The 12,160-nt window shown below is 52.2% G+C and carries 12 protein-coding genes; 8 read left to right on the plus strand and 4 right to left on the minus strand.

The features are described 5' to 3' along the window. Nucleotides 1-91: 91 nt before the first annotated feature. The 8 genes from ACESOH_RS01740 (at nucleotide 92) to ACESOH_RS01775 (ending at nucleotide 8,302) form a co-directional block, all read left to right on the plus strand. Entirely contained in the window at nucleotides 92-805 is a 714-nt protein-coding gene (locus ACESOH_RS01740; RefSeq protein WP_373099275.1) for a 7-cyano-7-deazaguanine/7-aminomethyl-7-deazaguanine transporter, read from the plus strand. 23 nt (nucleotides 806-828) lie between these two features. Beyond that, nucleotides 829-2,136: an MFS transporter gene (locus ACESOH_RS01745; protein ID WP_373099859.1), complete on the plus strand. Its 1,308-nt coding sequence runs from the start codon at nucleotides 829-831 to the stop codon at nucleotides 2,134-2,136. A gap of 330 nt (nucleotides 2,137-2,466) precedes the next feature. Continuing rightward, a complete protein-coding gene (gene rbsD / locus ACESOH_RS01750; RefSeq protein WP_373099277.1) occupies nucleotides 2,467-2,886 on the plus strand; it encodes a D-ribose pyranase in 420 nt (139 codons plus the stop codon). A 15-nt stretch (nucleotides 2,887-2,901) separates the two neighbouring features. After that, entirely contained in the window at nucleotides 2,902-4,398 is a 1,497-nt protein-coding gene (gene rbsA, locus ACESOH_RS01755) for a ribose ABC transporter ATP-binding protein RbsA (RefSeq protein ID WP_373099278.1), read from the plus strand. A 12-nt stretch (nucleotides 4,399-4,410) separates the two neighbouring features. After that, nucleotides 4,411-5,385 (plus strand): ribose ABC transporter permease, encoded by a 975-nt coding sequence (gene rbsC / locus ACESOH_RS01760; protein ID WP_373099279.1) that lies wholly within the window; start codon nucleotides 4,411-4,413, stop codon nucleotides 5,383-5,385. A gap of 29 nt (nucleotides 5,386-5,414) precedes the next feature. Next, entirely contained in the window at nucleotides 5,415-6,293 is an 879-nt protein-coding gene (gene rbsB / locus ACESOH_RS01765; protein WP_373099861.1) for a ribose ABC transporter substrate-binding protein RbsB, read from the plus strand. Nucleotides 6,294-6,357: 64 nt separating this feature from the next. After that, nucleotides 6,358-7,278 carry a ribokinase gene (rbsK, locus tag ACESOH_RS01770; RefSeq protein WP_373099281.1) on the plus strand — a complete coding sequence of 307 codons (921 nt, stop codon included), beginning with the start codon at nucleotides 6,358-6,360 and terminating at the stop codon, nucleotides 7,276-7,278. A gap of 22 nt (nucleotides 7,279-7,300) precedes the next feature. Beyond that, nucleotides 7,301-8,302 carry a substrate-binding domain-containing protein gene (locus ACESOH_RS01775; protein WP_373099282.1) on the plus strand — a complete coding sequence of 334 codons (1,002 nt, stop codon included), beginning with the start codon at nucleotides 7,301-7,303 and terminating at the stop codon, nucleotides 8,300-8,302. 55 nt (nucleotides 8,303-8,357) lie between these two features. Here the strand turns inward: ACESOH_RS01775 and cpxA are convergent, their stop codons facing one another. The 4 genes from cpxA to yejK all read right to left on the minus strand — a co-directional run bounded on the left by cpxA (nucleotide 8,358) and on the right by yejK (nucleotide 12,065). Further along, the gene (gene cpxA, locus ACESOH_RS01780; protein ID WP_373099283.1) at nucleotides 8,358-9,755 is read right to left on the minus strand and encodes an envelope stress sensor histidine kinase CpxA; all 1,398 of its coding nucleotides are present in this window, start codon (nucleotides 9,753-9,755) and stop codon (nucleotides 8,358-8,360) included. A 31-nt stretch (nucleotides 9,756-9,786) separates the two neighbouring features. Next, nucleotides 9,787-10,494 (minus strand): envelope stress response regulator transcription factor CpxR, encoded by a 708-nt coding sequence (cpxR, locus tag ACESOH_RS01785; RefSeq protein ID WP_373099285.1) that lies wholly within the window; start codon nucleotides 10,492-10,494, stop codon nucleotides 9,787-9,789. Between the two features lie 71 nt (nucleotides 10,495-10,565). After that, nucleotides 10,566-10,979: an outer membrane protein assembly factor BamE gene (bamE, locus tag ACESOH_RS01790; RefSeq protein WP_032093410.1), complete on the minus strand. Its 414-nt coding sequence runs from the start codon at nucleotides 10,977-10,979 to the stop codon at nucleotides 10,566-10,568. A gap of 66 nt (nucleotides 10,980-11,045) precedes the next feature. After that, nucleotides 11,046-12,065 (minus strand): nucleoid-associated protein YejK, encoded by a 1,020-nt coding sequence (yejK, locus tag ACESOH_RS01795; protein ID WP_373099287.1) that lies wholly within the window; start codon nucleotides 12,063-12,065, stop codon nucleotides 11,046-11,048. Nucleotides 12,066-12,160: the final 95 nt, after the last annotated feature.

Genomic DNA, 12,160 nt, shown 5'->3' on the forward strand with positions numbered 1-12,160 from the left:
CAATTCAGTATCATTTTCCGCCTTGCTCCGGCAATAACAGCATTTATTCTGGGTTCCCTCACCCCAACACAGACAAAAAAGGTAACAATCAATGAACAATACGCTTTCGATCTTCAATGATCAGCAGCAACGCCGCGCTTTAGCGCTGCTCAGTTTTTTCCATATTTTTATTATCGCGGCCAGTAATTATCTGGTACAGATCCCCTTTGAGATTCGTCTTCCGCTCAGCGCATTGGGTGCCGCCGAGGATTTTTCCTTTCACAGCACTTGGGGGACGCTGACCTTTCCGTTTATTTTTCTCGCCACCGATCTGACGGTGCGGATTTTCGGCGCCGAACAGGCGCGGCGGATTATTTTCGTCGTTATGCTGCCGGCATTAGGGATAAGTTATCTGATTTCAACCTTATTCTCCGATTCGCAGTATCAGGGCGTTGAAGCGCTTTATACTTTCAATGCCTTTGTGTTCCGTATCGCCTTTGCCAGCTTTGCGGCTTATGTGTGCGGCCAGCTGCTCGACGTTCTGGTTTTTAACCGCCTGCGCCAATTAAAAACCTGGTGGATAGCGCCGAGCAGCTCAATGATTTTCGGCTCCATGGCGGATACGTTTTTGTTCTTCGCCGTGGCGTTTTATGCCAGCAGCGACCCGTTTATGGCTACACACTGGGCGGAACTGGGTTTAGTCGATTACCTGTTTAAACTATTGATCGGCATCCTGTTGTTCGTGCCCGCTTACGGCGTGGCGTTAAATGTTATTTTACGCAAACTTCAGCTGTTGTCCGCCAAGCCGCAAACCGCATCAATGTGAATATTACAAAGTAAGGAAAAATGATGACTCTCAGAGAAAAAATTGATCAAAGCCCGATGAGCGCCTATCAGTGGTTTATCGTACTCATGGCGGCCATTATGAATGTGCTGGACGGCTTTGACGTGCTGGCGCTGGCCTTTACCGCCACGGCCATCCGCCAGGAATTCGGTTTATCCGGCACGGAACTCGGCTATTTACTCAGCGCAGGCTTATTCGGTATGGCGGCGGGTTCACTGTTTTTAGCTCCGCTGGCGGATAAAATCGGCCGGCGCCCGTTATTACTGCTTTCCGTTGCGCTGTCAGCCTTCGGTATGCTCGGCTCGGCGTTGGTTTCGAACTATCAGCTGCTCGGTGTCTGGCGCGTTCTCACCGGGCTCGGCGTGGGCGGCATTCTGGTCGGCACCAATGTACTTACCAGCGAATATGCCTCGCGCAAATGGCGCAGTCTGGCTATCAGTATTTATGCCGCCGGATTCGGTGTCGGCGCCGTGTTGGGCGGTATGTTCGCGGTGATGTTGCAGGCCGAATACGGCTGGCGGGCGGTATTTATAGCCGGCGCGGTATTAACCGGTCTGTGTTTTATTGTGTTACTGCTGTGGCTGCCGGAATCGATCGACTACCTGCTCAGCAAACAGCCGGCAGGTGCGATGCAGCGCTTAAACCGCATCGCCGCCAAAATGAACTTGCAGGGAGAATGGTCGCTGCCGCCGAAAACCGCAAAAAGCGAGCGTCAATTACCGATCGGCCGCTTATTCAGCGCACCGTACCGACGCCCGACGCTGCTTATCTGGGTAGCTTTTTTTGCCATTATGTTCAGCTTTTATTTTGTCAGTTCATGGACGCCGGCATTGTTAAAAGAAGCCGGCATGACAACCGAACAAAGTGTCAGCGTCGGCATGATGATAGCCTTGGGCGGCACCTGCGGCGCGCTGTTATACGGTTTACTGGCAAGCCGCTGGCCGGCGCGCAGCGTCTTGATTTTATTTACTATTGCGGCCTCCGGTACGGTGATCATTTTTATTCTGTCGGCGTCAATATTATGGCTGGCGATGATTTTCGGCATCTTAGTCGGTGCGCTGATGAACGGCTGTATCAGCGGGCTTTATACCTTAAATCCGAGCATTTACGCCGCCGATATTCGCAGCACCGGCGTGGGCTGGGCAATCGGTATCGGCCGTATCGGCGCCATTCTCGCCCCGACGGCAGCGGGTCTGTTGCTTGACAGCGGCTGGGACAAACAAAGTTTATATATCGGCGTGGCGTTCGTGTTATTATGCGCCACCGCCGCATTGTCGGCACTGCGCACGAAAAGCGTACTGACCGCACTATAAACATTAAGCAAGACATGTCTCCGGGCGGACGAACCGCGCCGCCCTTCACACCATTCCAACCATGCAAATTAGCGTTCCGCCGTATGATCCCGCCCGGCGCTGACGACACGCAGATTATGCTTTCAATCGTGATTTGATGCCGAGAGCCGAGCCCCTCACCGCATGCCATAAAGCCTTTGAGTTGCCAAAAATATTCTTTGATCCCGATCACAGATTTAACAACAGCCGTTTTCTTTTAACATTTTTTTCTTTTACACTCTGTTCAAAAATAATATCGAAACGTTTCGATGTACAAAAAACAAACGATTTTAAACCATTGAAAGGAAAAGCATGAAGAAAACCACGTTGTTAAATGCCCGCTTATCTCATGCCGTCGCCACGCTGGGACACACCGACAGCCTCACCATTTGCGATGCCGGTCTGCCGATTCCCGACGGCGTGGAACGCATTGATCTGGCACTGACCTGCGGCGTTCCGGCATTTCTGACCACCGTCAACACCGTGCTCAGCGAAATGTTTGTGGAACGCGCGCTTATCGCGGAAGAAATCAAGCAAAAAAATCCGCAAATTCACACCGCACTTTTAGCCTGCCTGCAACAGCTGGAAGCCGAGCAGGGCAACCGCATCGTGCTGGATTATGTGCCGCATCAGGTCTTCAAACAACGGACGCACGACAGCAAAGCGATTGTCCGCAGCGGCGAATGTTCGCCTTATGCCAATGTGATCCTGTATGCGGGCGTGCCTTTTTAACCGCGGAGTGCTGCCATGGAACAACAAACCTTACTGAACATCAGCGGTATCGATAAAGCCTTTCCCGGCGTGCAAGCGCTGAGCAACGCCTGCCTGTCCGTTTATGCCGGTCGGGTTATGGCGCTGATGGGCGAAAACGGCGCCGGTAAATCGACGCTGATGAAAGTGCTGACCGGGATTTACCGCAAAGATCGCGGCACGATCAACTATCTCGGCCGGGCGGTCAGTTTTAAAGGACCGAAGGAATCTCAGCAAGCGGGCATCAGCATTATTCATCAGGAGCTGAATCTGGTGGGCAATCTGACCATTGCGGAAAATATTTTTCTCGGGCGGGAATTTACTACGCCGTGGGGCGCTATCGACTGGAAAACCATGTATCGGGAAGCGGACAAACTGCTTGCCCGCCTTAACGTGCCGCACAGCAGTCACCGGCTTTGCGGCGAACTGTCGATCGGCGAGCAGCAAATGGTTGAGATCGCAAAAGCGCTGAGTTTCCAGTCGCAAGTCATTATTATGGACGAGCCGACAGATGCCCTGACCGACACGGAAACCGCGGCGCTGTTTAAGGTTATCCGCGAACTGAAAGCGGAAAAACGCGGGATTGTCTATATTTCTCACCGCATTAAAGAGATCTTTGCGATCTGCGACGATGTCACCGTGCTACGCGACGGTCAGTTTATCGGCGAAAGTGCGGTGGCGGAGTTAACCGAAGAGCGGCTGATTGAAATGATGGTGGGACGCAAACTGGAGGAACAATACCCGCATATCGAGCAGGCAAAAGGTGATTTGCGCCTGAGCGTCAATCATCTCAGCGGCAGCGGCGTGCAGGATGTCAGTTTCCGCTTATACGGCGGTGAAATTCTCGGCATTTCCGGTTTGATGGGCGCAGGGCGCACCGAATTAATGAAAGTGCTGTACGGCGCCCTGCCGAAAAGTCACGGTGAAGTGCGGTTAAATAATCGCGAGATTTCGATCCGCTGTGCGCAGGACGGCTTAAGCAACGGCATCGTTTATATTTCCGAAGATCGCAAAGGCGACGGGCTGGTGCTGGGCATGTCGGTAAAAGAGAATATGTCCCTAACCGCGTTGAACCATTTTTCCACCGCCGGCACGCTCCATCACCGCGCCGAACAACAGGCGGTGGATGATTTTATCCGCCTGTTCAATATCAAAACGCCGGGGCGCGATCAACTCATCGGGCTGCTGTCCGGCGGCAATCAGCAAAAGGTTGCCATTGCCAAAGGGCTGATGACCAGACCGCAGGTGCTGATTTTAGACGAACCGACCCGCGGGGTGGATGTCGGCGCGAAAAAAGAAATCTATCAGCTGATCAATCAATTCAAACAACAGGGTTTAAGCATTATTTTAGTGTCGTCCGATATGCCCGAGGTGCTGGGCATGAGCGATCGCATTCTGGTTATGCACGAAGGACGAATCAGCGCGGAATTCAGCCGCAGCGAGGCGACACAGGAAAAACTGCTGACCGCGGCAATGGGTAAAGCGGCGGCGTAATAAGGGGATTTTATGACTTCGACATCACAAAAACATCGTTTTCAGTTAGCCACATTTTTACTCGAACAACGCTCGATCATCGCATTATTGCTGTTGATTCTGATTGTTTCGCTGATTAATCCGGATTTTTTCAGCCTTGACAATCTGTTAAATATTCTGCGCCAGACCTCGGTGAACGCCATTATTGCCGTCGGCATGACCTTTGTGATTCTGATCGCCGGTATCGATTTGTCGGTCGGTTCGATTCTCGCCTTAACCGGCGCCGTCGCCGCTTCCATGGTGAGCGCAGAATTATCGCTGTGGCTGGTGATTCCGACGGTGCTGCTGTTCGGCACCCTGCTCGGCGCAACCAGCGGGATTATCGTCGCCAAAGGTAAGGTGCAGGCCTTTATCGCCACATTGGTTACCATGACTCTATTACGCGGCGTCACCATGGTTTATACCGACGGCCGCCCTATCAGCACCGGTTTTTCCGAAGCGGCGGACGGCTTTGCCTATCTGGGCACCGGTTATTTAGCCGGCATTCCGTTGCCGATTTGGCTGATGGCGCTGGTGTTTGCCGCCGCATGGTACATTCTGAAACACATGAAAATCGGGCGCTATATTTATGCGCTGGGCGGCAACGAAGCCGCCACCCAGTTATCCGGCATTAATGTCAACCGGGTGAAAGTGTTCGTGTTTGCCGTCAGCGGTCTGCTGTCCGCGCTGGCGGGCTTAATCGTCACCGCCCGTCTGTCCTCGGCACAGCCTACCGCCGGGGTATCTTACGAACTGGACGCCATTGCCGCGGTAGTGGTCGGCGGTACCAGTCTGATGGGTGGTAAAGGCCGGGTAATGGGCACGTTAATCGGTGCGCTGATTATCGGCTTTTTAAATAACGCATTAAATTTATTAGATATTTCATCTTATTATCAGATGATTGCCAAAGCCTTGGTTATTCTCGCCGCGGTACTGGCGGATAACTATCTGGGCAGCCGAAAAGTATAACCTTCCATTTATTTAAAGGAGATTAGATGATGAAAAAATTAACCAAACTGACCTCAGCCATGCTGTTAAGCCTTGCTGTCAGCGGTGCGGCGCTGGCGCAGGATACCCTCGCCCTGACGGTTTCCACGCTGGATAATCCGTTTTTCGTCTCCCTGCGGGACGGCGCGCAGAAAAAAGCGGACGAGCTGGGCTACAAACTAGTGGTGCTGGATTCACAAAACGATCCGGCCAAAGAGCTGTCCAATGTGGAAGATCTCACCGTTCGCGGCGCCAAAGTGTTATTAATCAACCCGACGGACAGCGAAGCGGTGAGTAATGCGGTGGCCATCGCAAACCGCAATAAGATCCCGGTTATCACGCTGGATCGCGGTGCGGCAAAAGGTGAAGTGGTCAGCCATATCGCCTCGGATAATGTGGCCGGCGGCAAAATGGCGGGCGATTTCATCGCGCAAAAACTGGGCGACGGGGCGAAAGTGATTCAGCTGGAAGGGCTGGCCGGAACTTCCGCCGCGCGGGAACGGGGCGAAGGTTTTAAACAGGCCATCGACGCCCATCATTTCAGCGTGCTTGCCAGCCAACCGGCGGATTTCGACCGCACTAAAGGACTGAACGTAATGGAAAATCTGCTCGCCAGTAAAGGGGCGGTGCAGGCGGTATTCGCCCAAAACGATGAAATGGCGCTGGGTGCGCTGCGGGCGATCGGTGCGGCCAATAAAAACGTGCTGGTGGTCGGTTTCGACGGTACCGACGACGGCATTAAAGCGGTTAAAAGCGGTAAACTGGCCGCCACCATCGCACAACAGCCGGAACTGATCGGCAGTCTGGGGGTAGAAACCGCGGACAAACTGTTGAAAGGCGAGAAAGTGGAGGCTAAAATTCCCGTTGCGTTAAAAGTGGTTACGGAATAACGCTGACAGACGGGCGAAACATCACGCCTTCGCCCGTTACATCGAACAGATTTTCGGAGTTCTTATGGCTAAAACACTTACCGTGCTCGGCAGCATCAACGCCGATCACGTCATTTCCGTACCGCACTTTGCCCGACCGGGCGAAACCTTAAGCGGTCGCAACTACCACATCGCTTACGGCGGCAAGGGCGCCAATCAGGCGGTCGCGGCGGCGCGTTGCGGCGCGCAAGTGAATTTTATCGGTTGTATCGGCGACGACGATATCGGTCGCGCAATGAAAAAGGCCTTTGCGCAGGACGGCATCAATACCCGCCCGATTGTGGAAATTGCCGGCGAAACCACCGGCGTCGCCCTGATTCAGGTGGCCGACAGCGGCGAAAACAGTATCGTGATTTCCGCCGGCGCCAACGCCCGGCTGGATGAAGCGGCGGTCGAGACCTTCGCAGCGGAGATTATGCGCGCCGATTATCTGCTGATGCAGCTGGAAACACCGTTAAGTGCGGTGCAAAAAGCCGCAGAATTGGCCTATGCCAATCAGACCAAAGTGATTTTAAATCCGGCACCGGCACAACCGCTGCCCGACTGCCTGTTAAGCCGGCTAAGCATGATCACCCCGAACGAAACGGAAGCCGAAATCCTGACCGGCATAACAGTGACCGATGAACAAAGTGCGGTCAAAGCGGCACAGGTTTTGCATGCCAAGGGCATTGAAACCGTCCTGATTACGCTGGGCGCCAAAGGGGTCTATTTCAGCCGGCGGGGCGAGGGCGAAATTATTGCCGGCTTTCAAGTCGACGCCGTTGATACCACCGCCGCAGGCGATACCTTTAACGGCGCGCTGGTCTGTGCGCTGCTGGAAGATAAACCGATGGCGGAGGCAATCCGTTTCGCCCATGCGGCGGCGGCAATCAGCGTGACGCGTCAGGGCGCCCAGCCGTCCATTCCGCAGCGGGCGGAAACGCTGGCCTTTTTAGCCCGCCAATAAATTACCGCAGGAGGCGGAAACCATGACTACAATGAAAGACATCGCACGGATCGCACAGGTTTCCACCTCCACCGTTTCCCATGTGATCAATAATTCCCGCTTCGTCAGCGATGAGATCCGCAATAAAGTCATGCAGGTGGTGGCGCAGCTGGATTACACGCCTTCGGCGCTGGCACGTAGCCTGAAAGTCAAACAAACCAACACTATCGGAATGCTGGTCACCACCAGCGATAACCCGTTTTTCGCCGAAGTGGTCGCCCATGTGGAACGGTACTGCAACCGGCACGATTATAATCTGATTTTATGCAATACCGACGACGATGAAAGCCGGCTGGAAAAAAACCTGCAGACGCTGATGCAAAAGCAGGTGGACGGTTTACTGCTGATGTGTACGGAAAGCCGTTTTCGCGCCAAGCCGCTCAATCTGTCGGTACCCAGCGTTATTATGGACTGGTGGCCGAGCGAGCTGAACGCGGATAAAATTCACGAAGATTCGGCACTCGGCGGCTATCTGGCGACAAAATGCCTGATTGAACACGGCCATCGGCATATCGCGATAATTACCGGCAGCCTGAAAAAACTGCTGGCGCGCAATCGCCTCGCCGGCTATAAAAAAGCACTGGCGGAATACGATATCCCGCTGCGGCGGGAATGGGTGATCGAAAGTCATTTTAATTTCGACGGCGGGCTTGCCGGCATGGAAACTCTGCTGAATCTGCCGCAGCGCCCCGGTGCGGTATTCGCCTGTAGCGATACTATCGCCCTCGGCGCTTATCAAACCCTTTGGCGCCATGGGCTTTCCGTGCCGCACGACATGTCTGTTATCGGTTACGATAATATCAATCTGGCGCAATACCTTTCGCCGCCGCTCAGCACCATTCATCAGCCGAAAGACCGGCTGGCGCAGTCGGCGGTGGATACGCTGCTGCAACGCATTAAAAACCCGACGGAAAACTACCGCACTTTAACCCTGCAACCGACGCTGATTGAGCGCCGCTCGGTGGCCGATATGACGCGGAGATGATAACGACAAAAGCGCGCCGTTTTGTTTTTTTGGCTAAAGTAAAGTGCGGTGCGTTTTATTTATGAATCCATAACGGCAGCTGAATCAGAACGCGCAACCCGCCCAAATGGCTTTGCATCGCCCGTACGCTGCCCTGATGTTCTTTGATAACATTCGCCACAATCGCCAGACCGAGCCCCGCCCCGCCGGTTTCCCGCGTTCTGGCTTCATCAATCCGGTAAAACGGTTTAAAAATATTTTCATATTCTTTTGCCGGGATGCCGTCGCCGTCATCATCAATGGCAATAAACAGAGCATTATTCTTCAGAAAAATCGTCGTTTCAATCCGCGATTTGGTATATTTCATCGCGTTGCGGATAATATTTTCCACCGCACTGCATAACAGACCTTTATTACCGTTGATAAAAAACTGCTTCGGTGTGTAAATCAGCTGACGCACTTTAAAATTCAGTTTACGTTGTTCCGCCTCAAAAGCGCCGTCGTTCACAATATCCGACCACAGTTCGACAATCGGGAAAATATTTCGCAACAAATGGCTGTTGAGCTGCTGGCGGGATAACAGCAGCAAATCGTTAATCATCGCATCCAGCTGCTGCGCTTCCTTTTCAATACGGGCGACTTCCGTGCCTTCGCCGATACGCCGCCGCAATAACGCCAGCGCCAGCTGCAAACGGGTCAGCGGTGTTCTCAGTTCATGGGAAATGGACGACAGCAGCGACTGCTGACTAGATAATAAATCCTCCAGCGCCGCCGTCATATGATTAAAACTCTGGCCGACCTGACGCAGTTCCACCGTGCCGTAAATCTCCAGATTTTTATCGGTTTTAAAATTACCCATCGCAACGGCGTTTGAGGCGCGCTGTAAATTGCGCAGCGGACGGCCGATACTGTGCGACAGCCACCACAATAACGGCGTTGATACGCCCAGAATGACCAAAATCAAAATCAGCGGATGATCAAAGGCAAAAGAGACGAATTCTTTCTGCGCCTCCACTTTGCGTAAAAAATACAGCGTATAAGACACCTCTTCGCCCGAGGTATTGACATACACCACAAAAGGGCCGGCGATTTGCAAGTCATAAAAACTTTTCTTTAACGGCTGCAGCGGATTTTTGGCATGATAAATAAATTGCTGTATCGGTGCGGTTTCTTCTTTGCGGGCGCCGATAATTTCCCCTTCCGGGTTGACTAAAACCGGGTGTACACCGTCGAATTTGTCCGTAGGAAAAACCGGCGCACCGGATAAAATATGCGAAAGATGATTATTGCGGATAACGGAAGAGATTTCGCGGTGATAGGCGGAGACTTCATTATTATTCAACTCGGAATAAAGACGTGCGTCAAAATGCGGCAGGAAAAATGCCAGCCCGAATAAAATTAAAAAAGACAGCCAAAAAAAGGCGAAAATACGCAAAGAGAGCGTATTAAAAAACGCAATCGAACTTAATTTCATAAATCAAAGATATCATTTGCATGTCAAATTATTATTTTTCCGCGACCAGTAAATAACCTCTGCCGCGCAGGGTTTTAAACCAAGAGGTGTCATCGTTTCTCGGCGGTAACTTTTTGCGCAGATTGGACATATGCATATCAATCGCGCGATCAAAAGGGGTCAGCGGTTTTCCAAGCACTTCCATACTGAGATATTCGCGCGACACTATCTGCCCCGGATTGGAAATCAGAATCTGCAATAAGGCGAATTCCGTGCCCGTCAGTTCCAGATCCTGACCGTTAAACAGCGCCTGCTGACGACCCGGATATAAAGTCAGATCACAGAATTCGAAAGAACCGTTTTCTTCCGCCGCTTTATGAGACTCCCCGGCCGCCGGCGGGGTAACAGTGCGGCGCAAAATCGCCTTAATCCGAGCCACCAGTTCTCTGTCGTTAAACGGTTTCGGCAGGTAATCATCGGCACCGAGTTCCAGCCCCAGCACGCGATCGATTTCCTCACCGCGGGCGGTCAGCATCATCACCGGCACGGTAAATTTGCGCCGGATCTGTTTCAAGGTTTCAATGCCGTTCAATACCGGCATCATGACATCCAGCAGCACCAGATCATAACCGGCATCCAGTTTATCCAATGCCTGCTGCCCGTTATTCGCCACCTCAACCTCAAATCCTTCCAGACTGAGCAATTCTGCCAGTAATTCGACAAGCTCGACATCATCGTCAACTAATAAAAGCTTGGTCATAATCGGATATCCTTATAGTCATTACGCCGTCTCGGAAAAACAGCCGTTGACGCTGCCTTTCGCCAATCGCCCTATTTCCAGAACTGCCACCAGCTTTTGGTTTGTGTGTCCGTACCGGTAATAATCGCATTGTTGATTTCCGGCTTAGCCTCATCCGGCAACGGTTTATCCAGATCCACGCCGGTAACAATGCCGTTGCGATCAAAATTAACGATAAAAGTATGCTGATCCGGCGTTTCGTAGGCTTTTTGCAGCAGGAAAACATAATACCAAGTATTATTGCTATAAGGGTCGATTAATACCGGCGTACCGAGCAGATACTGCACCTGCTGGGCGTTCATTCCCGGTTTAACCTGCGCCACCGTCGCGGCCTCCAAATAATTGCCCTGCGGCACATCAATACGATAAACGATTTTATTCATGGCGGAACACGCGGTTAGGCTTAAGGCTAACACGACCGCAGGAATAACGGATTTTAATTGCATATTTTTACCTTTTTTATAGTCTGCAAACAATGGTTGATAATACCGAAAGTTAACCGGATTGCCAAATTAATTCTGCGCTTTTAGCCGGCGCTGCAGCTGATCACGCAGATTAGGCGGTAACCCTTTGATTGTTAAGGTATCGGCCGCTTCATCCCAGATGATCCGCTGATCGATTAATTCCGCATCAAAACTGATCGTCACCCCCTTGCCGGAGCCGCAAAATTTGGTCAGGCTTTTCAGTGCCGAGCGCAGCGGCGGAATGCTGTCCGCCAGCCCGTAATCCTGTTCGGCGGCAAAATCGGCGAAAGGGCGGTCTTTTAGAGTCGGAATGCTGGCGGAAAGTTCCGTTAATTCGATTTCCTCACCGCCGCTCAGCTGCCCTTTGCAATAGTCGAACACCTGTTTTTTCACCGCCTGCGACTGCACCGGATCCAATTCGCCCTGCCGGCAGTAATCGCTCACCGCCTGTAGTAAACACTGATTCTGTACCTGCGGATTCAGCCCTTCCTCCGCGCCGAGGAAATCCATAAAAAAATCGCCGATTTTACGCCCTACCCTGCCTTTAATAAAGGTCAGATAACGGTTGGAATCCGCGTCGGTCTGCAAATCGGTCAAATTAATCCGTCCGGCAATATCAAACTGCGTGATGTCAAGGTATTGGGTACGGTGAATCTCCAGCTGCTCATCCACCAGCATACTGGCGCGGCTGTCCAGCAGCGCGATAAACAGGTAATCGGTGGCTAAAAAACTGTAACGGCACAAAATCAGCGTACCGCTATCGGCAAAGGCATATTTGCCCAATTCCGCCGCCAGTAAAGTCGCGGCCTGCTGGCTGAAAGATAAAAAATCCGTCTCGCCTTCCAGCAGCCGGTTAAGCTGCCGGGCAAAATTCGATGCGGCCTGAAAAACGCCGTAGCCTTTCGCTTTATTCTGATAGCCTTGGTGCAGCTGCAGCATCATTTGTTCCGCCTCCGCCGTCACCGGCAGCAACGCCTCCCGCAACTGCAGGCTCAAGGCGGCATTTTCCTCCGCCGGTTCCGGCTTAACTAATTGATGCAATACAATTTGGTTCACACTGATAGTCATTTTTTAACTCGCTGTTTATCACGATAAATTTGCGCGATATTATAACCGCACTTTAGTGAAAAATATGCTAGCATATACGAAATTATTCTTGAGGG

Source organism: Necropsobacter rosorum, assembly GCF_964241405.1.
Classification (GTDB): Bacteria; Pseudomonadota; Gammaproteobacteria; order Enterobacterales; family Pasteurellaceae; genus Necropsobacter; species Necropsobacter rosorum.